The sequence below is a fragment of the Roseomonas haemaphysalidis genome (assembly GCF_017355405.1).
Lineage (GTDB): Bacteria > Pseudomonadota > Alphaproteobacteria > Acetobacterales > Acetobacteraceae > Pseudoroseomonas > Pseudoroseomonas haemaphysalidis.
On record NZ_CP061177.1, the window covers coordinates 165863 to 188275 of the forward strand.

At 73.7% G+C, this 22413-nt stretch carries 13 protein-coding genes; 3 read left to right on the top strand and 10 right to left on the bottom strand.

Going from position 1 to position 22413, the window contains the following annotated elements:
- Positions 1 to 4 precede the first annotated feature (4 nt).
- Positions 5 to 9043: an Ig-like domain-containing protein gene (locus IAI59_RS00750; protein ID WP_207417702.1), complete on the top strand. Its 9039-nt coding sequence runs from the start codon at positions 5 to 7 to the stop codon at positions 9041 to 9043.
- Between the two features lie 196 nt (positions 9044 to 9239).
- Here IAI59_RS00750 and IAI59_RS00755 read toward each other — a convergent pair whose 3' ends face one another.
- The 5 genes from IAI59_RS00755 to IAI59_RS00775 all read right to left on the bottom strand — a co-directional run bounded on the left by IAI59_RS00755 (position 9240) and on the right by IAI59_RS00775 (position 16398).
- Positions 9240 to 11303 carry a methyl-accepting chemotaxis protein gene (locus tag IAI59_RS00755; RefSeq protein ID WP_207417703.1) on the bottom strand — a complete coding sequence of 688 codons (2064 nt, stop codon included), beginning with the start codon at positions 11301 to 11303 and terminating at the stop codon, positions 9240 to 9242.
- A gap of 73 nt (positions 11304 to 11376) precedes the next feature.
- Positions 11377 to 12981, bottom strand: coding sequence for a gamma-glutamyltransferase (gene ggt, locus IAI59_RS00760; RefSeq protein ID WP_207417704.1), 1605 nt, complete (start codon positions 12979 to 12981; stop codon positions 11377 to 11379).
- A gap of 2 nt (positions 12982 to 12983) precedes the next feature.
- Positions 12984 to 13841 carry an alpha/beta hydrolase gene (locus tag IAI59_RS00765; protein ID WP_207417705.1) on the bottom strand — a complete coding sequence of 286 codons (858 nt, stop codon included), beginning with the start codon at positions 13839 to 13841 and terminating at the stop codon, positions 12984 to 12986.
- Positions 13842 to 14048: 207 nt separating this feature from the next.
- A complete protein-coding gene (locus tag IAI59_RS00770; RefSeq protein WP_207417706.1) occupies positions 14049 to 15662 on the bottom strand; it encodes an ABC transporter substrate-binding protein in 1614 nt (537 codons plus the stop codon).
- A 61-nt stretch (positions 15663 to 15723) separates the two neighbouring features.
- Positions 15724 to 16398, bottom strand: coding sequence for a GntR family transcriptional regulator (locus IAI59_RS00775; protein WP_237180745.1), 675 nt, complete (start codon positions 16396 to 16398; stop codon positions 15724 to 15726).
- A 323-nt stretch (positions 16399 to 16721) separates the two neighbouring features.
- Here IAI59_RS00775 and IAI59_RS00780 point away from each other — a divergent pair, with 323 nt between their 5' ends.
- A complete protein-coding gene (locus IAI59_RS00780; protein ID WP_207417709.1) occupies positions 16722 to 17666 on the top strand; it encodes a LysR family transcriptional regulator in 945 nt (314 codons plus the stop codon).
- Between the two features lie 28 nt (positions 17667 to 17694).
- On the opposite strand, the gene IAI59_RS00785 is transcribed toward IAI59_RS00780, so the two are convergent.
- Both IAI59_RS00785 and IAI59_RS00790 read right to left on the bottom strand, forming a co-directional pair.
- The gene (locus tag IAI59_RS00785; protein ID WP_207417710.1) at positions 17695 to 18438 is read right to left on the bottom strand and encodes a tetratricopeptide repeat protein; all 744 of its coding nucleotides are present in this window, start codon (positions 18436 to 18438) and stop codon (positions 17695 to 17697) included.
- A 56-nt stretch (positions 18439 to 18494) separates the two neighbouring features.
- Positions 18495 to 19109, bottom strand: coding sequence for a DUF1194 domain-containing protein (locus IAI59_RS00790; protein ID WP_207417711.1), 615 nt, complete (start codon positions 19107 to 19109; stop codon positions 18495 to 18497).
- Positions 19110 to 19249: 140 nt separating this feature from the next.
- On the opposite strand from IAI59_RS00790, the gene IAI59_RS00795 reads away from it, so the two are divergent.
- Complete coding sequence (locus IAI59_RS00795) at positions 19250 to 19906, top strand: exopolysaccharide biosynthesis protein (RefSeq protein ID WP_207417712.1); 657 nt, start codon at positions 19250 to 19252, stop codon at positions 19904 to 19906.
- Between the two features lie 40 nt (positions 19907 to 19946).
- Here the strand turns inward: IAI59_RS00795 and IAI59_RS00800 are convergent, their stop codons facing one another.
- Genes IAI59_RS00800 through IAI59_RS00810 form a run of 3 tightly spaced genes read right to left on the bottom strand, consistent with a single transcriptional unit; the run spans position 19947 to position 22183 of the window.
- On the bottom strand, positions 19947 to 20498 hold the full coding sequence (locus IAI59_RS00800) for a cob(I)yrinic acid a,c-diamide adenosyltransferase (RefSeq protein ID WP_207417713.1): 552 nt from the start codon (positions 20496 to 20498) through the stop codon (positions 19947 to 19949).
- Positions 20499 to 20525: 27 nt separating this feature from the next.
- On the bottom strand, positions 20526 to 21311 hold the full coding sequence (locus tag IAI59_RS22915) for an energy transducer TonB (protein WP_237181166.1): 786 nt from the start codon (positions 21309 to 21311) through the stop codon (positions 20526 to 20528).
- Positions 21308 to 22183: a cation diffusion facilitator family transporter gene (locus IAI59_RS00810; RefSeq protein ID WP_237180746.1), complete on the bottom strand. Its 876-nt coding sequence runs from the start codon at positions 22181 to 22183 to the stop codon at positions 21308 to 21310. The genes IAI59_RS22915 and IAI59_RS00810 overlap by 4 nt, the downstream gene beginning before the upstream one ends.
- Positions 22184 to 22413 lie beyond the last annotated feature (230 nt).

A 22413-nucleotide genomic window follows, 5' to 3' on the forward strand; every position in this document is an offset into this window, starting at 1 on the left:
CCCCATGGCCGACCCCAAGCCCGCGACAGCCCAGGAAACCAGCGTCGTCGACGCCGAGGCATTGCGCCTGCTGCGCGCCGTGCAGCGCATGACCCCGCAGGGCGGCGATGTCGGCCACGCGCTGGTGGGCGGCACCATCGCCGCCGGTGGCATCGCGGCGGTGCAGGCCGCCCCCGCCAGCGGCACCCGGACGACTGAAGCGGACGCGGCGCCCCTGCGGCGGCCCGACGCGGCGGCCCCGGCCACAGTGGCGGCGCTGGAGCAGCATCCGGTGGCCGACCATGCCACGGTGGCGGACACCGTGCTGCCAGTGGCGGCCCCGGCGGGGCTGGCGCGGCCGGCCGCAGCCGCCATCCCGGCCGGCCTGGCGCGGCTGGCGGTGGCGCCCCCCCTGGACGAGGCGGTGCCGGAACGGGCACCGCCGGTTGCGAGCGTGGTACCCACGCCCGCCGCCACGGTGCCGGACGCGAGCGCCACGCCGCGCCGCGCCACCGGCTCCCCGGCGGCCTTGACCCCCCCGCCACCCGCCGCGGAGGCCGAGACCGCCGCCGCGTCACCGGCCGCCCCGGCTGCACCCGCGATGCCGGACGGGCTCGCGCCGGTCGCCACCCCGCGGCCAGTGCCTGCCGATGCGTTGCCGGCCGATGCCTCGCCACCTCTGCAACACGCCCCCGCTCCGGTCAGCCCGCCCCCGCCAGCCGTCGATCCGGTGCCCCCTGCCGAACCCGGGCCTGCACCTTCAGGTCCGACCCCACCGGTTGAGCCCGGTCCTACACCGGTTGATCCAACCCCGCCGGTCGAGCCTGCCCCTACGCCGCTCAATCCGACTCCGCCGGTTGAGTCCGATCCCACACCGGTTGATCCGACCCCGCCGGTCGAGCCTGAGCCCACGCCGGTCGATCCGACCCCACCGGCTGAGCCCGAGCCCACGCCGGTCGATCCGACCCCACCGGCTGAGCCCGAGCCCACGCCGGTCGATCCAACCCCGCCGGTCGAGCCTGAGCCCACACCGGTTGATCCGATCCCGCCGGTTGAGCCCGAGCCCACGCCGGTCGATCCGACCCCACCGGCTGAGCCCGAGCCCACGCCGGTCGATCCGATCCCGCCGGTCGAGCCTGAGCCCACACCGGTTGATCCGATCCCGCCGGTCGAGCCTGAGCCCACACCGGTTGATCCGATCCCGCCGGTTGAGCCCGAGCCCACACCAGTCGAGCCGCCCCCACCGGCTGGGCCCGAGCCCACGCCGGTCGATCCAACCCCGCCGGTCGAACCCGACCCCACACCGGTTGATCCGACCCCGCCGGTCGAGCCTGAGCCCACACCGGTTGATCCGATCCCGCCGGTTGAGCCCGAGCCCACGCCGGTCGATCCGACCCCACCGGCTGAGCCCGAGCCCACGCCAGTCGAGCCGCCCCCACCGGCTGGGCCCGAGCCCACGCCGGTCGATCCAACCCCGCCGGTCGAACCCGACCCCACGCCGGTCGATCCGATCCCGCCGGTCGAGCCCGAGCCCGAGCCCACACCGGTTGATCCGATCCCACCGGTCAAGCCTGAGCCCACGCCGATCGATCCAACCCCGCCGATTGAGCCCGAGCCCACGCCAGTCGATCCGACCCCGCCGGTTGAGCCGGAGCCCACGCCAGTCGATCCGACCCCGCCGGTCGAACCCGACCCCACGACAGTCGATCCGACCCCGCCGGTTGAGCCCGAGCCCACGCCGGTCGATCCAACCCCGCCAGTTGAGCCCGAGCCCACGCCGGTCGATCCAGCTCCACCGGTCGAGCCCGAACCGCCACCCGCCGTTCCGGCACCGGTCGCGCAGATACCGCTCGTTGCCGCCGATTCAGCGCAAGGGTTCGAAGATGCCGCCATCGCCCTGCATCTTTCCGCTTCGGTGGCGGATACCGACGGTGCGGAAACCCTGGTGCTCAACCTGTTCGGGGTGCCGGACGGTGCCAGCTTGTCGGCGGGTGCGCGGCAGGCGGACGGCTCCTGGCTGCTGGCCGCCGGAGACCTGCCCGGCCTGACGCTGACGCCGCCGGCGGACTTCGCCGGCAACATCGAGCTGACGCTGCGCGCCACCGCCCGCGAAGCGAACGGCGATGCCGCGAGCAGCGAGGTGCCCTTCGTGGTCAAGGTAGCGCCGGTGGTCGACGGCGCCGTGCTGGCCGGCATGGCCGCCGGCAGCGAAGACCAGTGGATCGCGCTGGACGTGCAGTTCGGCCAGTCCAGCGACGCCTCGGAATCCTGGGACGCGACGGTGCTGGTGCAGGGCGTGCCGCCCGGCGCCGCGCTGAACCAGGGCGAGGCGCTGGGCGATGGCCGCTGGGTGGTGAGCCAGGCGGCGCTGGCCGCCGGCCTCGTGGCCATCCGCCCGCCGGCGGATGCCAGCGGCTCCATCGCGCTGCGGCTGGAAGCGGTGCTGCGCGATGCCGATGGCGAGGGCGCCAGCCAGCCCGTGTCGCTGGCGCTGGAGGTGCAGGTGGCCGCCGTCGCCGACGCGCCGCTTGTGCGGGCGGCCGATGCGGCGGGTCTGGAAGACGGCAGCGTGGCGCTGGATCTTTCAGCGGCGCTGGCGGATACGGACGGGTCGGAAAGCCTGTCCGTGGCGTTGCTCGGCCTGCCGGAGGAAGCCCGGCTGTCGGCCGGCACGCGCCAGGCGGATGGCAGCTGGAGCCTGCTGGCCACCGAGCTGGACGGGCTGCGCCTGTGGCTGCCGGCGGACCAGAGCGGCACGCTGGCGCTGACCCTGCGCGCCACCGCGCACGAAGCCGATGGCGACGCCGCGACCAGCGAGGCCGCCTTCACCGTGCGCATCGCCGCCGTGTCCGACGGCGCGGTGCTGCAGGCCGGCGGCGAGGGCGACGAGGACAGCTGGATCCCGCTGCGCGGCACGCTCGCCTTGCGCGACACCGATGGGTCCGAGCGCTTCGGCGAGGTGCTGGTGGTGCGTGGCCTGCCGGAAGGGGCCGCGCTGTCGCACGGGCACGAGGTATCGCCCGGCACCTGGGAAGTGCCGCTGGCCGCCTTTCAGGCGGGCGGGCTGGCGGTGCGGCCGCCGGCGGACAGCGACGCCGACCTGCGGCTGCTGTTCACCGTCACCACCATCGACCAGGGCGGCGGCGCCGAGGACCGGAGGGACACGGAAGCCGAGGTGCGCGTGGTGGTGCGCGCGGTGGCCGACGCGCCGCTGCTCACCGTGGCCGACCTGCAGGGCCAGGAGGACGTGCCGCTGCGCCTGAGCGGCCTTGGCGGGGCGCTGCGCGACACGGACGGGTCGGAAACCCTGAGCTTCCTGCTGGATGGCCTGCCGGCCGGCGCCAGCCTCACTGCGGGCACGCGCCAGCCGGACGGCTCCTGGCGGCTGACGGCGGCCGAGCTGGCGGTGGCCGAGCTGACGCCACCCGCCAACCTGTCCGGCAGCTTCGCGTTGACGCTGACCGCGGTGGCGACCGAGCAGGGGGACAGCGCGTCCAGCGCGGCGACCTCGGCCGGCTTTACGCTGCGGCTGGACCCGGTGGCGGATGCCGGCAGCATCGGCGGCGGCAGCAGCGGCTGGGAAGACAGCCCGATCCTGCTGCGCCCGGTGTTTTTCACGCCGGACACCGATGGTTCCGAGCAATGGGCGGCGGTGTCGCGGCTGTCCGGCGTGCCGGAAGGCGCCAGCATCAGCCACGGCCGCGCCGTCGCGCCCGGGGAGTGGGAGGTGCCGACCGCGGCGCTGCGGGCGGGCGAGGTGTTCCTGACCCCGCCGCCCGACAGCGATGCCGACATCGTGCTGACCATCACCACCGTGCTGACCGACAGCGGCAACGGCACCACCGACAGCCGCGTGGTCAGCGGCCGCCACACCGTGGCCGTGGGCGCCGTGGCGGATGCGCCGCTGGTGACGGTGGCCGACCAGCAGGGCAGCGAGGACACGCTGCTGCGCCTGGCCGGGCTGGGCGGCGCGCTGCGCGACACGGACGGGTCGGAAACCCTGAGCTTCCGGCTGTCCGGCGTGCCGGCGGGCGCCAACCTCAGTGCCGGCACGCGGCAGGCGGACGGCTCCTGGCTGTTGTCGCCGGCGCAGCTGGCCACGCTGTCCATGGCGCCGCCGTCGCAGTTCTCCGGCCGCTTCAGCATGACGCTGACGGCCATCGCGACGGAAGGCGCGGACGGCCGGCCCAGCGCCGGCACCAGCGCCAGCTTCACCGTCAGCCTCGACCCGGTGGTCGATGCCGGCAGCATCAGCGGCAAGACCAGCGGCAAGGAAGACACCGCGATCGTGCTGCGGCCCAGCTTTTCCACGCCGGATACCGACGGTTCCGAAACCTGGGCGGCCTTCAGCCAAGTGGCCGGCGTGCCGGCTGGCGCGCGGCTCAGCCAGGGCACGGAGCTGTCGGCCGGCGTGTGGCAGGTGTCCACCGCCGCGCTGCGGGCCGGGCAGGTCAGCGTCACGCCGCCGCACGACAGCGACGCCGACTTCACGCTGCGCATCACCACCACGCTGTCCGACACCGGCAACGGCATCACGGTGAGCCGCAGCGTGACCGGCAGCTACGCCGTCACCGTGGTCGCGGTGGCCGATGCACCGGTTGCCACCGCCGCCGACAGCAGCGGCCTGGAAGACCAGTGGATCGGCCTCACGCTCGGCGCCGCGCTGCGCGACACGGACGGATCGGAAACGCTGTCGGTCAGCCTGCTCGGCGTGCCGGCGGGGGCCAGCCTGTCGCGCGGCAGCCGCGCCGCCGACGGCAGCTGGACGCTGGGGGCGGGCGACCTTTCGGGATTGATGCTGCTGCCGCCGAAGGACTTCTCCGGCCGCATCGCGCTGACGCTGAAGGCCGTGGCGTCGGACCACGACAACAGCACCGCCACCACCACCGCCGCCTTCGCGGTGCAGGTGGCCGGCGTGGCGGACACGCCCGTGCTGCGCACCGGTGGCGTGGCGGGCGCCGAGGACAGCGCCATCGCGCTGCACGCCAGCGCGCTCACCACGGATCTGGACGGGTCGGAAAGCATTGTCGCCTTTCGGCTGGCCGGCGTTCCGGCGGGCGCGGTGGTGCGCGCCGGCGGCACCGTCCTGGTCGCCGAGGCGGATGGCAGCATCCTGGTGCGCCCCGACACCATGGGCAGCCTCAGCATCACCCCGCCACGCGATTCGGACCGTGACTTCGTTCTGCGCATCTCCGCCATCTCGGCCGAGCCCAACGGCAGCCGCGCCGAAAGCCCGCCCACCGACCTCGCGGTGCGCGTCTACGCCGTGGCGGATGCGCCGGTGGTGGCGGGCGCCGGCGGCAGCGGGCGGGAAGACAGCCCCGTCCTGCTCGACCTCGGTGCCGCGCTGCGCGACACGGATGGCTCGGAAACGCTGTCCGTGCTGGTGGGCGGCCTGCCGCCGGGCGCGCGGCTGTCCGCCGGCACCTGGCGCGGCGACGGTCAATGGTCGCTGACGGCGGAGGAAGCGCGCACCGTGTCGCTGCTGCCGCCGGCGGATTTCTCCGGCACCATCGCGCTGCGCGTCACCGCCATCGCGCAGGAAAGCGCCAACGGCGCGCAGGCCCGCACCACCGCCATCCTGCCGGTGGTCGTGGAAGGGGTGGTGGACACGCCGGCGGTGGGCGGCATGGACGGCCATTCCGGCGACTGGGGCGTCATGCGCGGTGCCGAGGACCAGCCCATCGCCCTGCGGCTGGACCCCGGGCTGCGCGACCGCGACGGGTCGGAGCAGGTGGTGGGCCAGGTGGTGCTGGGCGGCATCCCGCCCGGCGCGGTGCTGCGGCTGGCCGATGGCAGCGTGGTGGCCCCGGATGCCGACGGGCTGTGGCGCATCGATGCCGCGCGCATGGCCGGCGTGACGCTGCAGCCGCCGCCCGACAGCGACGACGCCATCGCCCTGACCGTCCGCATGACGCTGCGCGACGGCGAGGCATGGCAGGAGGTCGGCGGCCGGATGCTGGTGGAGCCGGCGGGCGTGGCCGACGCGCCGCTGCTGAGCGCGGCCGATGCCGCCGGCCAGGGCGGCGACTGGGTGCCGCTGGCGGTGGACGCGCGGCTGGCCGACACGGATGGCTCGGAAACCCTGTGGCTGTGGGTGCGCGACCTGCCGGACGGGTTCCAGCTGTCCGCCGGGCGGCCGGCGGGCGCGCAGGGCTGGCTGGTGCCGGCCGACGCCCTGCCCGGCCTCGCGATCCGCGCGCCAGCAGGGTTCAGCGGCGATGTTTCGCTGCGGCTGGACGCCATGGCCGAGGAACGCGGCGGCGACCGGGCGGTCACCGGCACCACGCTGCGGCTGCATGTCGCACCGCCACCCGGCGGCGGCACGGGGGACGGCGGCACGGGAGATGGCGGCGAGCCCTCGCCCACGGTGCCGCTGCCGCCCGTGCTGCTGGCCAGCGCCGGGGCCGGGCAGGAAGACACGGCCCTGGCGCTGCACGTCACCCTGGCGGGCAGCGCCCTCGACGGCCATGCCGAGCGGCTGGGGCTGCGGGTGGAAGGCGTGCCGGCCGGGGCCAGCCTGTCCGCCGGCGTGCGCGATCCGGACAGCGGCGCCTGGATCGTCGCGCCCGCCGAGCTGGACGGGCTGCTGCTGCACCCGCCGGCCGACTTCAGCGGCGACATCCGGCTGTTGCTGCGCGGGCTGGCGGTGCAGCCGGACGGCACCACCCTGAGCACGGAGCAGGCGCTGACGCTGTCCGTGGCGCCGGACACGGATGCCGCGCGCATCACCGCAGCCCCCGGCGCGGCCCGGGAAGGGACGGCCGTGGCGCTCAACCTGCAGGTTTCGCCGGGCGACGCCGATGGCAGCGAGCAGCTGCTGTCCGTCACCCTGTCCGGCCTGCCGCCGGGCGCGCGCATCGCCGAGGGCGAGGGCATCACCGACCATGGCGACGGGCGCTGGTCCGTGGCCACGGCGCAGCTCGGCACCGTGCGGCTGTTGCCGCCGGAGCATTTCTCCGGCCCGCTGTCGCTCACCGTCTCGGCCGTCACGCAGGACCCCGGCGCCGCCAGCCGCACCACCGCGGTTGTGCTGTCGCTGGACATCGCCCCCGTGGCCGATGCGCCCGTTCTGTCGGTGCAGGACGCGCATGGCACCGAGGACCAGGCGGTGCCGCTGGCGCTCAGCGCCGCGCTGGCCGACCGGGACGGCTCGGAAATCCTGTCGCTGGTGCTGGAAGGATTGCCACCGGGCTCGCGGCTGTCGGCCGGCATCAACAACGGCGACGGCAGCTGGACCCTGACGCCGGCGCAGCTGGCCGGGCTGAGCCTGTCGCCGCCGGGCGACTGGAGCGGCCGCATGGCGCTGACCCTGGTGGCGCATGCCATGGAGGGCGCCGATGGCAGCACCGCCAGCAGCCGTGCCGGCTTCGCGGTGGTGGTCGATGCCGTGGCCGACACGCCGTTGATCGAGGTGGCCGCCACCGCCGCCGGGCTGGAGGATGGCGTGCTGCCGCTGGACCTGCGGGCGCAGCTGCTGGACCTCGACGGATCGGAAACCCTGACGCTGCGCGTGTCCGGCGTACCGGCCGGCAGCCGCTTCACCGCCGGCACGGACCATGGCGACGGCAGCTGGACCATTCCGGGCGAGGCGGTGCCGGGGCTCGGCTTTCAGCCGCCCCGCGACTTTTCCGGCACGCTGAGGCTGTCCTTCACCGCCATCGGTACGGAAGCCGATGGCAGCAGCGCCAGCAGTGCCACGCACGACATGCTGCTGACCGTGCGCCCCGTGGCCGATGCGCCGCTGCTGGCGCTATCCGCCGCCACGAGCCAGGAGGACGCGCCGCTGGCGCTGTCCATTGTCGCGGCGCCGGCCGATGCGGACGGGTCCGAAACCCTGTCCCGCGTGCTGCTGCGGGGCGTGCCGGCGGGGGCGATGCTGTCGGCCGGAAGCCGCCAGGCGGATGGCAGCTGGCTGCTGCTGCCGGCGCAGCTGGACAACCTGACGCTGACACCGCCGGCGCATTTCTCCGGCACGCTGACCCTGGCCGTGACCGCCGTGGCCACCGAACGAGCCAGCGGCGAGGAAGCCAGCACCACCGGCATGCTGGAGCTGCAAGTGGCGCCTGTGGCCGACGCGCCCCTGCTGTCCGTGAGAAATGCCACCGGCACCGAGGACCACGCTCTGGAATTGCCGATCAGCGCCGCGCTGGTCGATACGGACGGGTCCGAGCGGCTGCTGGACCTGCGCATCAACGGGCTGCCGGCGGGCTTCGCGCTGTCGGCCGGACATGCGGAGCCGGATGGCGCCTGGAGCGTGGCGGCCAGCGATCTGCCCGGCCTGCGGCTGCTGCCGGCGGCCGACTGGAACGGCACGCTGCACCTCAACGTGCAAGCCGGCAGCGAGGAAGTCGGCAACGGCGCCCGTGCCTTTTCCAGCCGCGACCTGACGGTGACGCTGGCTGCCGTCAACGACGCGCCGGTGCTGTCGCTGGTGGCGGCGCCGCCCGCGGCCGGCGGCACGGCGGAAGCGCCCGTGCTGGCGCAGGTGCAGGCGCAGGACGTGGACAGCCCGCAGCTGGGCGGTGCCGTGGTGACGCTGAGCGGCGGCCAGGGCGGCGACCACCTGGGCTTTGATGGCTTCAACCTGCATCGCACGGACGGGCACCTGATGATCGGCGACACCGGCATCGAGCTGCTGCAAGGCGGCTTCGATGCCGGCAGCGGCCGGCTGGTGCTGCATGGCGCCGCGCCGCCGGAAACCTATGCGGCCGTCTTGCAGTCGATGGTGCTGGAAACAGCGGCGCCCGGCGGGCTGGTGGCGGGGGAGCGCAGCGTCAGCGTGCAGTTGCAGGACAGCGGCGGTGCCGAATCCACCTGGCACAGCGTGACGCTGGCCGTGCAGCCCCCGCCCCCGCCGGTGATGCCCGATGCGCCGGCCGAGCCGCCCGCCGCCGCCCTGCCCTGGGCCGACATCGCGCTGGACCATGGCGGCACGGTGCCGGCCACCGACTGGGCCGATGCCCTGCATGTGGCCGATGCGTCGGCCCTGCCGCCGGTGGCGGATCTGATGCCGGTGGAGCTGGGCCTGCCGCCGCTGGAACACCCGCCGCTGCATCACTGAGGCGAGGGACGCAAAGGGTTCGGGCAGCAATGCCCGGACGTTCCTTCCGGCCCGTTTTCCGGAAGCCGCAGGGTGAACAGAGAAAGGCGACTGCCAAAGCAGTCGCCTTTTCCGAACCGTGGTCGTGCGTCCCCGGCACGCGGGAACAGGCGCGGGCCGGGGAGTTTCCTCCCCCCGACCCTGCGCCCGGCCGGCGTCATGCCACCCGCAGCGCGCCCAGGAAGTCGTCCATCCGCCCGCGCAGGCCTTCCGCGCGCTGCGCCAGCTCGCCGGCGGCGCCGCGCACCTCGGCGGCGGCGCGGCCGGTGCGCTCCGCATCCTCGCTGACGCCGGCGGCATGGCGGGATGCTTCCTCCGTGCCGGCGGCAGCCTGCGCCACGGCGTGGCCGATCTCACGCGTCGCCTCGGCCTGCTGGCCGGCGGCCTCGGCCACCAGGCCGGTCGCCTCGTTCAGCTCGCGGATCATGCGGGCGATGTCGCCAATCGCCTGCACGGTGCGGGCGGTTTCGGCCTGCATGCCGGCGATCTGCTGGCCGATCTCCTCCGTCGCCTTGGCGGTCTGGCTGGCCAGGTTCTTGACCTCGCCCGCCACCACGGCGAAGCCCTTGCCGCTTTCGCCGGCGCGCGCCGCTTCGATGGTGGCGTTCAGCGCCAGCAGATTGGTTTGGCTGGCGATGCCGGTGATCAACTGCACCACGTCGCCGATGCGCCCGGCGGCCTCGGACAGCCCGCGCACCGTGCGGTCGGTGTGCTCGGCCGCCTGGGAGGCCTGCTGGGCGCGGGCCGCGCCGTCGCGCACCTGGCGCGCCACCTCGGCGATGGAGGCCGACAGCTCTTCCGCCGCGGCGGCCACCGTCTGCACATTGCCGCTGGCCTGCTGCGACGCGCCCGCCACCGCCGCCGCGCGGTTGTTGCCGCTGGCCGCGATGTCGACCATGCCGGCCGCCGTGGCGTCCATCTCCGTGGCGGCGGAAGCGACGGCGCGCAGCACGCCGGCGGTTTCCTCCTCGAAGTCGCGCAGCAGGCCGTCCACCCGCGCGGCGCGGGCGATCTGCTGGCGCTGGCCTTCCTGCTGCTCCGCCACCATCCGCTGCCGCTCGGCCGAGCCGGCGCGCAGCGTCTCGACCGCCGCGGCCATCTCGCCCAGCTCGTCGGCGCGCTCGCGCCCGGGCACCACGATGCTCAGCTCGCCCTGCGCGATGCGCGTGACGCTGCCGGTCAGCGCCTGCAGCGGCAGCACCACGCGGCGCAGCAACAGCACGATGGCCGCCGCGGCGATGCCGCACACCGCCACCGCCAGCAGGCCGGCCAGCAGGAACGTCAGCCGCGCCCGGCTGGACAGGGTGTTGGTTTGCGTGATCGCCTCATCCAGCGCCACGTCGCGCAGCGCCAGGATGTCGGCCTGCGAGCGCAGCGACCAGGGGCGGAACTCGGGCACCGTGGTGTTCCAGTTCGCCGCCCCGCCCGCCAGCACGTCGCGCGCCACTTCCACCATCTGGCGCCAGCGCGGCTCGGACTGCGCCTGGATCGCCTTTTGCGCGGCCACCGCGGTTTGCAGCGGCGCGTTGCCGGGCAGCGCCGCGATCAGGCGCTGCATGCCGGCCCAGGACTGCTCCATCCGCCCGGTGAGCTGGTGCATCTCCGCATAGGTCTGCGGCTGCACGGGCAGGCCGCCGATCCAGGCCGTCACGGGCACGCTGCGGCGGCCGATCATGTCGCGGAAGTCCATGGCGCCGCTGGCGATCTCGACCAGCAGGGCGGCGGTGGGCGAGGTTTCGAACACCCGCTCGGCCGCCTCGGCGCCCAGGCGGCGCATCGCGTCGACGGACTGGTTGCGCACCTCCTGCGTCTGGTTCGGCATGCTGGCGTCACGCGCCGCCAGCGGCTTGGCCATCTCGGCCATCGCCCGCTCGCGGATGGCGAGCACGCGCTGCTGCACGATGCGCGCGGCCTCGACCTGGAAGCCGCCCTCGGTGGCGCTGCTGATGGCGTCCTGCAGCGCCTGGTCGGTGCGCGGCGCGGACAGGCGGCTGGTTTCGATGTCCGGCGTGGCGGAGCGCAGCTGGGACGCGAAGCCCCCCACCTCGACCGCCACGGCGGTTTGCGCGCGCTGCGCCGTGCTGACGGCGCGGGTGGCGGCCTGTGCCTGCTCCGCCCGCTGCCAGCCGGACCAGGAGGAAGCGGACAGCCAGATCGAGGCTGCCGCCCCCGGCACGGCCACCGCGCAGAAGCAGGCCAGGAAGACGGTACGGATACGCATGGTGCCCCCTCAGTGCAATCGGAAGCATCAATCTGCGACGCCTCCGCTTGCCGAAGGGTAAAGGCCGGGGCCTTCAGTCCACGCGCATCGCCATGCCGTCCCGCTGCGGGTCGGCGCCGCCGTCCAGCCGCCCGCCCTCGACGCGGATGCCGTGCAGCGCCGCGAAGGCGTAGCCCTGCGGATTGCGCTTGGTGGCGTAGCCATCGGCTTCCAGCGCGTCCGTCACCGCCAGCGGCACGCGGTTGGACACGTCGATGGTGTCCGACACCGCGACCACGCGCGGCGCCGCCACGGCTTCCAGCATGCCCATGCCGAAATCGACGACGTTCATGATGCCCTGCGCCACGGCGGGCGCGATGTAGGAGCCGCCCGGCGCGCCGATGACGATGCGCGGCGCATCCCCCGCGAAGACGATGGTGGGCGCCGCCGAGGAAGAGCGCCGCTTGCCCGGCGCGATGGAGCCGGCGCGGCCGGGGCGCGGGTCGAAGCGGCTCATGGTGCCGTTGTAGATGAAGCCCAGCCCTTCCGTGATGGCGCCGGACGGGCTGCCCAGCGTGTGCGTCAGCGCCACGCAGTTGCCGTGCCGGTCGACCACGGAAACATGCGTGGTGTCGCGCTGCGAGCGGTCCACGCGCTTGACGGACGCGCGCTCGCCCCGGCGGATGCTGTCCGCCTGCTCGGCGGCGTAGTCGCGGGAGATCAGGCGTTCCACCGGCACGTCCACGTATTCCGGGTCGCCCATGTGGGTGTCCTTGTCCACCGTCATGCGCTTCATGGCTTCCGCCAGCAGGCGCACATGCGCCGCGCTGTTGTGGCCCAGCGCCGCGAGGTCGAAGTGCTCCAGCATGTGCAGGATCTGCAGCATGGACAGGCCGCTGGCCGGCGGCGGCGTGGTGGAGATGCGGTGGCCGCGGTAGCTGCCCCAGATCGGCGCCACGACCGAAAGCCTGTAGGCGGCAAGGTCCTCCATGCCGATCAAGCCGCCCTTGGCGCGGAAGTCGGCGCTGATCTGCTCGGCCAGCTCGCCGTGGTAGAACAGCTCGGGCCCGCCGGCGGCCAGCCGCTCCAGCGTGCGGGCCATGTCGGGGTTGTGCAGCATCTGGCCAGGGCGCAGCGCCGAGCCGTCGGGGTTGAAGTAGACGCGCCGCCCCGTCTCGCTCAGGCGCAGCTTGTTGGCGGTGTTGACCTGGCCGCTGCCGCCCTGGTCCTGCGACCAGAACCAGTGCATGTGCGGCCGCACCATGGTGCCGCGCCGGGCCTGCGCGATGGCCGGCGCCATGGCATCCGCCCAGTCCAGCGTGCCGTAGCGCGACAGCGCCTCGGCATAGCCGCGCACGTTGCCTGGGGTGCAGACGGCCAGGTGCCCCTGCTCGCTGATGCCGCCTTCCAGCAGAAAGGCGAAGCCGTCGCGCGACTGGCCCTGCAGCTTGTCCGCCCACATGTCCGCTGTCGCGGCCAGGGGGGCGCGGGCGTAGAATTCCAGCACCTCGTGCACGCCGCGCCCGGGCATGAACACCTGCATGGAGCCGAAGCCGCCGATGCCGCACATCAGCGGGTCCACCACGCCCTGCACAAAGGCGCAGGCGATGGCGGCGTCGATGGCGTTGCCGCCCCGCGCCAGCACGGCCGCGCCCGCTTCCACCGCCTCGGGCTGCGGCGCCACGATCATGCCGGGCATGCTCACGCCCCCCGCCGCGCGCGCAGCACGTCGGCCAGAAAGTCCTTCACCCGGTCCAGCACCTTGATGCGGTCATGCGACACGCCGGGCACCAGGTCGAAGCGCACGGAAACCCCCGCCTTCTCGAAGGACGCGGCAAGCGACCTCAGCCGTTCGGGCCGCGTGGCGCCGGCGTCGTTGGCGCCTTCCATCCAGTAGGTGCCGCCGGGCTTGTGGGTGATCTCCCAGGTTTCCAGGTCGGCATCCCCCACCACCATCTGCACCGGCACCTTGGCCAGCGCCTCGCGGTCGAAGGTGATGCCGAAGCGCTCGCGCAGGTCGCGGATGCCGACCCACCAGTTCTTGTCCGCGTCCAGCAGCGTCACGGAGCCGGCGGCGCCGATGCTGGCGGCCCACAGCGTCTGCGGGTGCAGAATGGCGAAGCGGTGCGCGAAATGCCCGCCGCCGGAAAAGCCGAACACCGCGAAGCGCGACCAGTCCTGGTCGTACTTCTCTGCCACTTCCCGCACCATCTCCAGCAGCAACAGGTCGTAGCGGATGTCGCCTTCCGCCATGTACTTGTAGCCACTGCGCGCGCCATCCCCCCGCACGCCGACCGGAAAGATCGGGCACAGCACCGCCACGTCGTTCCACTTGCCGAATTCCGAGAAGCCGTCGCGGAATTCCAGGAACGAGGTGCGCCCCGTGCCGTGCACGGCCACCAGCAGGTCCACCTTCCTGCCCTTGCCCACCTGCGGTGGCACGTACAGGCAGTACTGGAAGCGCGGGTCCGACCGGCAGGAGAAGATGACAGTGGGGCCGAGGTCGTAGATGGCCCGCGCGCGGGCGGTCGCTTCAGGCGTGGCGGGGGCGTCGGTCATGGCGGTCCTGCGTTTGGTCGGGGGGAGAAAAAGGGGAAGGTCGGGGAACGAAGTCCCCGGGCCCCTTCTTTCTTCTGTCTGTTGTGCGGGCGCCCGGGTGGCGGGCGTGGCGCCCCGCCGCAGCGGCGCGACGGCAGGACAGGCAGCGAAAAGAAGGGGGTTCGGGGGCATTCATTCCCCCGGCCCTGTTGGCGTGACAGCGGCGCTTCAGGCCGGGCTGATGCCCGTCGCCAGCGTGTACTGGTCCGCCCGCGTTTCATAGGTGATGCCGCTGCGGGCCGCCCAAACCGAAACCTCGTGGTGCAGCGGCAGCAGCGCGCAGTCGGTGAAGGCGATCTCGCTGGCCTGGGCCAGCAGCGCGTTGCGCGCGGCCTCGTCCATGGTCAGCAGCGCCTGCTGCACCAGCTTGTCCAGCGCCGGGTTGGAATAGCGGCCGGAATTGCTGGCGCCCATGCCCGCGGCGCGGTCGTAGGTCGCGACCAGGGCCTTCAGCGGATTGGAGGTCTCGCCCGTGTTCACCCCCCAGGCGGACAGCGACATGCTGAACTCCCCCTGCGGGTTCTTGCCGGAATACACCGACCACGGCATCACCTCCGCCTGGGTTTGCACGCCGATGCGGGTGAACATCTGCGCCACCGCCTGCACGATCTTGCTGTCGTTCACGTAGCGGTCGTTGGGCCCGTGGATGGTCATGCGGAAGCCGTCGGGATAGCCGGCCTCGGCCAGCAGGGCCTTGGCACGCGCGGCATCGAAGGCCACCGGCTCCAGCTTGTCCGAGGTGCCGGCGCCGCCCTTGGGCAGGAACTGGCTGGCGATCACGGCATCGCCTTCCATCACCCGCTCCACCAGCGCCTGGCGGTTGACCGCCATGGACAGCGCCTGCCGCACGCGGAGGTCGCGCAGCGGGTTCTTGTCGAGCGGCTTGCCGTCGTGGCCGGTGACAAACGGCGTGACGTCGCGCTTCTGGTCCATGGCGAAGTACACGAAGCGCGAGGAGATGCCGCGGATCAGGTGGAAGCGGCTGTTCTGCCGCACGCGCTGCACGCCCTGGCTGGCCACCGCCTCGATCAGCTCCAGGTCGCCCGACAGCAGCGCCGCCAGCCGCGCGCCGTCATCGGTCACGACGCGCAGGACCACCTCGTTCCACGGCAGCCGGCCGCCCCACCAGCTGTCGTTGCGCGACAGCCGCAGGTGGCTGCCGGGCACGTATTCCTTGAGCACCAGCGGGCCGGTGCCGATGGCCGCGTTGCCGTTGTTGAACTCGGTGGTCGGCGCGTCCTTGTGGTCGGCGCTGATGATGCGGATGCGGCTCAGCGAATTGGGCAGCAGCGGGTCGGGGCCGCTGGTCTCGATCCGCAGGGTCAGCGGGTCGGGCGCCGTCATCGCCTTGATGCTGCGGGTATAGGTGCGGAAGGAGGAGGTGCTGGGCAGGTCGTTGGCGCGGCGGATGGAGGCGATGGCGTCCTCCGCCGTGAAGGCGGTGCCGTCGGTGAACAGCACGTCGGGGCGCAGGCGGAATTCCCAGTGCGTGTCGTCCAGCGCCTGCCAGGAGGTGGCCAGCCCGGGGCGGGAGCCGGACTTGGCGTCGTTGGTCACCAGCGCGTCGAAGATGTGGCTGTTGACGGCGTTGTTGGGCGCGTTGCTCTGGAAGTGCGGGTCCAGCGTGGTGTTGGGTGCCGCCAGCCCGATGCGCAGCAGACCCGCCACGGCGCCCGACCCCTGGGCCAGCGCGGCTTGCAGCCAGCCCCCCGCAGGCGCGGCGGCGGCGGCCCCCAGCGCGGCACGCGTCAGCCAGCGGCGGGTCGGGCGGAAGGCGGTCATGGTGGGTTCCTGACATCGGTTGAAAAGCGGCGGCGCATCAGAACTGGTACCAATTTCGAAGTCAACCGGCGGCCACCAGCCCGCCCCGGCGCCGGGACGGGGGCGCCGCCGCCGCCGGCACGGCCGCCGAGCGGATATGCGCGCAGACCGCGGCGCGGAACGCCGTGCCGTTTTCCGCCGCCAGCGCTTCCACCATGGCGTGGTGCTGGCGGGCGGATTCCTCGGCCCAGCCCGCTTCCGGCCATTGCGTGACCACGGCGGAGGGCATGCGCAGCCGCAGTTCCCGGATCAGCCGCACCAGCTCGGCATTGGGGCACAGCGCCAGCAGCGCGGCGTGGAAGGCTTGGTTGGCTTCATGCTGGTCCAGCAGCGTGCCATGCTGCACGGCGCGGGAAAAAGCCCCGGCCAGCTGCCGCAGGCGCTCCAGCGCGGCGGCATCGGCCCGGCCCAGCATCAGCTCGGCGGCGGCGCCTTCCAGGATGCGGCGCACCTGCCGCAGCTCGTCCAGCCGCGCGGTGTCCAGCCCGTGCACGCGGTAGCCGCAATTGGGCAGCTGCACCACCAGCCGCTGCGCCGCCAGCCGGTCCAGCGCCCGCCGCACGTCGCCGCGGCTGCAGCCATAGCGCTTTTGCAGCACGATCTGCTTCAGCCAGCTGCCGGACGGCAAGGCACCGTTGTGGATGTCGGCGGCGATCGCCGTTTCCAGCAGCAGCAGCGGATCGGCGGGTTTGGTCATGCGGGGCGGCATCCCTTGCGGCGCGGGGCCAGGATAGCGCGGCGGGCGGGCATGGCCCAGGCATGGCTGAATTCGGCAAACGCCCGGACGGCGGGCATGCCCCCCGCCCAGTTCCCCACCCCTCCGGCCCGGGGGCGTATCGGCGCACCGCATCAGCGCGGAGCCGGCAACAGCGGCGCCATGCCGCCGCGCGGCACAAGCGGCGCAGCATCGGCCCAGCGCCGGGCGGGGTGCTTGGCCGAACGGTCGCCGCCGGCCCAGGCACGGCCAAACCCGTGCGCGCTTCCAACGCCGCGCCGGAACGGCCATCATCACCGGCATCAATGGCCGACCTGTCCAGCCTCGACCTCAATCTCCTGCGGGTTTTCGACGCGGTGGCGCGCGAGCGGCACGTGACGCGTGCGGCGCAGCAGCTGCACCTGTCGCAGCCCGCCGTGTCCAATGCGCTGACCCGCTTGCGCCAGGCGCTGGGCGACGAGCTGTTCCTGCGCCGCCCCGGCGGCGTGGAGCCGACCGAGCTGGCCTTGTCCCTGGCCCAGCCGGTGGCCGAGGTGCTGGACCGGCTGCGCGAAACGCTGGCCGCGCACGCGCCCTTCGCCCCCGCCACCTCGGACCGCGTGTTCAGCCTGGGGCTTTCGGAATACGCCGAGGCCGTGCTGGCGCCGCCCCTGCTGGCACACCTGGGGCGGGACGCGCCGGGGGTGCTGCTGGCCATCCAGCATGCCGACCGCACCAATGCCCTGGCCCTTCTGGAACAGGGCGAGGCGCAGCTGGTCATCGGCATGCTGGCGGAACCGCCGGCGCTGTTCACCCGCCTGCGCCTGCTGCCCGAGGCCTTTCTGGTGATGATGCGGGCCGGGCATCCGCTGGCCGGGGGGCCCATGACGGTGGAAGGCTTCGCCGCCTTTCCCCACCTGCTGCATTCCCCCAACGGGTCGCGCGAAGGCGCGCTGGACGGGCCGATGCGCGAAGCCGGGCACCCCCGCCGCCTGGGCGCCGTGGTGGCGCACCTCGCCGCCGTGCCCCCCATCCTGCGGGAAACCGACATGGTGATGGCCCTGTCCGCCCGCCTGGCGCGGCAGATGGCCGCCGCGCACGGGCTGGCGCTGCAGCCCTGCCCCGTGGCCACCCGCCACACCCGGTTGTCGCTGGTGTTCCACCGCCGCTTCGAGGCGGACCAGGGCCATGCCTGGCTGCGGCGCCTGCTGCTGAACGTGGCGCGGGAAGCGACGCCGCCGGCGGAATGCGAGAAGGCCGGCATGGTGTGAAGCGGGCCGCCCCCGCCGGAACAGTGGTTCAGGGCGCCAGCGCCGCCGCGAAGTCGCGCAACGCCGCTTCCGGCCGCGCCGCCAGCCGTGCTGCCATGGCCCGGCGCACATCCGGCGGCCCGCCATCCGCCGCGCGGCGGAACCAGGCCAGGGCTTCCGGCAGGCGCCCATCCTCCACCAGCAGGGTGCCGAGGCTGTATTGCGCGCGGCAATCGCCGGCCTCGGCGGCAGCGGCGTAAAGCCTGCGGGCGCTGGCGGGGTCGCGCGGGGCGTCGTCCCAGCCTTCTTCCAGAAAGCGCGCCAGCACCGTCAGCGACTTGGCGTGGCCCTGCGCGGCGGCGGCGCGGAACAACGCCACCGCGCGGGCACGGTCCCGCGGCACGCCGGCGCCGCGGACATGCAGCGTGGCGAGGTTGTATTGCGCCCAGTCGTGGCCGCGCGCGGCGGCCTGGGCGTACAGCGCCGCGGCGGCCGGGAAGTCGGTGGCAACACCCCAGCCCAGCTCGTGGCAGCGGCCCAGCATGGTGGTGCCGCGCACATCCCCCGCCGCGTGGGCAACGCGGAACCAGCCCAGCGCGGCGGCGCGGTCGCGCGCCACGCCGCGCCCGTCGGCCAGGATCTGGCCGAACAGCAACGCCGCCTCGGCATGGCCGGCGCGGGCGGCGGCGGCGATCCAGCGGGCGGCTTCCGCCGGCGGCCCGGCAAAGGCGGCGGCCAGGCGCCCGGCACTGGCTTCGCGGATCTCGGCAAGGGTGACGGGTGGTGGCGACATGGTCCGGGCTTAGCCGTGGCGCCGGCCAGGGTCCAGCGAATTGCGAACGGCTCGCATCACGCCACCAGCGTGCCGCGGATCTCGCGAAACAGCTTGCGGGCCATGGCATCCGCGAAGTCGGCATAGTCGGCGCAGCTCATGGCAAAGGCGCCGGGGCCGCCGATCACCTCGGCCTCGTAATGTTCCAGGAGGTCCGGCTCCTCGTTCAGCACCGCCAAGCCGTTGATGGACACGCCGGCCGCCACGCCGATGTCGCGCACCGGCCCCGGCGGGCGGCCGAGGTTGTGCCGGCCGTCGCCCGACACGTCCAGCACCAGCCGCGTGGCTTGCGCGTCCAGCCGCCCCAGCAGTCCGAGGCCGGCGGCCATGCCGGGGCCGAGCGCGGTGGCGCCCGCCGGCGGCAGGCGCGGCGCGTTGTCGATGGCATCCGCCAGGGCGGCGGCGCCGGCGGCGTCGGCCACGCGGGTCCAGGGCACCGCCAGTTCCTGTTGCGCCGACCAGAATAGCAGCGACACGGCGATGGCGCCGCGCGGCCCGCCGGTCGCCGCCTGCCGGATCCGCTCCTGCCGGAAGCTGTTGGCGAGGCCGCCGATCATCAGCCCGAATTCGTCGAAATCGACGCTGGCCGACACATCCACCGCCAGGCACAGCGCCAAGTCCACCGCTTGCATGTCCCGCTCCCATCCGGCTGCCGGATCAGATGGGGGTGGCGAGCCATGTCGCAAAACATGACAGATGGTTCATTTTGGCCGATGAAGGCCTTATCTCCCTCGCGGCCGCTTTCCGGTCCTTGCGCGCAACAGGAGCAACGATGCCCCATCAGACCTCGCCCCTGTCCGCCGCCGGCCTTGCCCCTGCAGGGGCGGAAGGCGGGGCAGCCGCGCCGATCTCGCGCATCGTCGCCGAGGTCGCCGCCAGCTTCCCGGGCGAGCGGATCACGCTGGGCGACATGGCGGAAGCCTTTGGCGAGCGCGCCTTCGGGCTGCTGATCCTGCTCCTGTGCCTGCCGGGCATGCTGCCGGGCATGGCCAGCGTGTTCGGCGTGCCGATGCTGCTGCTGGGCATCCAGATGGGGCTGGGCTTCCGCACGCCGCGCCTGCCGGGCTTCATGGCGCGGCAAACGGTGCGGCGGGCGGACCTGCTGCGGCTCGCCTCCGTGACCTCCGGCCCGCTGAAGCGCGTGGAACGCCTGCTGCGCCCACGCCCCGGCTGGTTCACCAGCCGCGCCGGCGAGATGCTGGTGGGCTGGCTGACCGCCTATTCCGCGCTGATGCTGATCCTGCCCGGCCCCGGCACCAACGGCCCGCCGGCCTTTGGCACCATCATCATGTCGCTGGGCGTGGTGGAGCAGGACAGCCGCGTCACCGGCTGGGGCGTGGGGCTGACCATCGCCGGCTGCCTGTTCGCGACAGGCGTGCTGGTGGCGATCTGCCTGTTCGGGATGGCGGCGTTTTCCTGGATCTTTTGAGTACGGGGCAAGGTCGGGAAATGCATTCCCCCGACCTTGCTCACCCCCGCGACGCCCCCGGCACCCAAAGCACGTCCGCCCCCGCGTTCAACCGGCGTGACAGCACGAACAGGTGGTCCGACAGCCGGTTGAGGTAGCGCAGCGCCACCGGGTTCACCGCCTCGGCCGCCGCCAGCGCCACCGCCACGCGCTCGGCGCGTCGGGCGCTGGTGCGGGCCAGGTGGGCGTGGGCCGCGGCGGCGGTGCCGCCGGGCAGCACAAAGGAACGCAGCGGCGGCAGCGCCGCGTTCATCGCCGCCACCTCGGCCTCCAGCCGGGCGCACTGGGTGTCGGCCATGCGCAGGCGCTCGCCCTCCTCGCCCGGCACGCAAAGGTCGGCGCCGAGGTCGAACAGGTCGTTCTGGATGCGGGCCAGCATCGCGTCCTCCTCCCCCGCTGTGTGCAGGCGCAGCAGGCCGAGGGTGGCGTTGCATTCGTCCACCGCGCCGATCGCCTCGATCCGCAGGGTGTCCTTGCTCACGCGGGTGCCGTCGCCCAGCGAGGTCTGGCCGCCGTCGCCGCCGCGGGTGGTGATGATGTCGAGTCGGACCATGGGGGGTGGGCTCCTGGAAGGGTGCGGCTAGCCGGCCGTGGGCCTGAAGGTGGTCCGCCAGTCGCGCGAACTCCAGACCGGCACGCCGTCGCGCACCGCAGGCTCGAAGCGGCAGCGGCGGACGCCGCGTTGCGCGGCGGCATCCAGCTCGGCATGGCCGCTGGACTGCACCACGCGCGCCTCGATCACCCGGCCCTTGTCGGTCAGGCGCAGGCGCAGCAGCACGTCGCCGCCGATGCCGGCCTGGGACAGTGCTGCGGGGTATTCGGTGGCGTCGTTGCAGCCGATCTCACGCGGGCGGGCGGCACTGCGGTCGGGACCGGGCGGCGCCTCGGCCAGCGCCAAGCCGGCGCCGAGGCGGATGGGACCGGGCGCGGCCTCCGGCGGCGGCGGCGGTGCGGCGGGTGCCGGGGGGGGCGGCAAGGGCAGTGCCTGGGGGCGGGGTGGCGGCGGGGCGACAGGGGCCGGCGCGTCCGGCGGGGCAGCTTGAGGCAGGGATGGCCCGGCGGCCGGGGCTGGCGGCGCGGGCTCGGAGGACGCGGGCTCGGGGGACGGGATGTCCGGCGGCGGCGCGGGCTCCGCCGGCCCGGGGGCCGTGGGGGGCGGCGCGGCACCGGCCCCCTGTTCGTCCGGCCCCGCGACGCCCGCGAAGACCAGCGGCACGCCGTAGAGCGGCGGCGGCGGCGGCAGCCCTGGCTCGGCCCGCCACAGCAGCGCCAGCAGCACCGCCGCGTGCAGCGCCAGCGCGGCGGCCAGCGCGGCGCCGCGTAGCCAGGGGCTGTGTTCCGGCCGCGCGGCGGCCCGGACGGTCACAGCACCAGCACGCCCTGGTGCTTGGCCTTGGCTTCCGGCTCCACATGGATGGTGATGACGGCGGCCCCGAGTTCATCCTTCAGCGCCGCCTCGATCCGGTCGCAGATCTCGTGCGATTCCCGCACCGCCATGTCCCCCGGCACCACCAGGTGGAATTCCACGAAGGTGGTGCGGCCGGAATGGCGGGTGCGCAGGTCGTGCATCTCCAGCGCGCCTTCCGCCTCCTGTCCCATCAGCGCCCGGATGCGCGCCAGCAGCGCGGGTTCCACCGCCTCGTCCATCAGGCCACCGACGCTTTCACGCAGCAGCTGCCAGCCGGAAAACAGGATGTTCACCGCCGTCAGCGCGGCCAGCAGCGGGTCGAACCACAGCAGCCCCGTCAGCGCCACGATGCCGACGCCGACCACCACGCCGGCCGAGGTCACGACATCCGAGAACAGGTGCCGCGCATCGGCCAGCAACGCCGGCGAGCGCAGCAACCGCCCTTCGCGGCGCAGCTTCAGCGCCCAGACGGTATTGATGGCCGTGGCGACCACCGAGATGGCCAGGCCGATCCAGGGCACGTCCGGCGCCTGGGGCATCAGCCAGGCGCCCCAGGCCTCCTTCAGGATGAGCAGGGCGGCGACGATGATCAGCGCGCCTTCCAGCACCGCCGAGAAGTATTCCGCCTTGGCGTGGCCGTAGGGGTGGTTGGCGTCCGGCGGCTCGGCCGACAGGCGCACCGCCAGCAGGGCCGCGACGGCGGCAGCGACATTGACCACGGATTCCAGGGCATCGGCCAGCAGCGCGACGCTGCCGGTCAGCCACCAGGCGGCCGACTTCAACCCCAGCACCGCGAAGGCAATGCCCACGCTGCCCGCCGCCAACCTCAATGCCCGATCCGGTACCACCTGCGCCGCTCCAATTCCGCGTGGGGCGCCTTCTAGCGCGCGACCATGAAGAAAGAGAAGAGCACGCACCGCATTTTTCCGAAAGATCGGCTTTTTTGCTGCAAGTTTGGCAAACGGACCCAGGCCTGCGCATCATCTTGCGGCGCTGCCGTGAAGGTGGCGCCGCGCCATGCAAGTGCAGCCGAGGCTACGGCGCGGGCGGCGCATCTGCC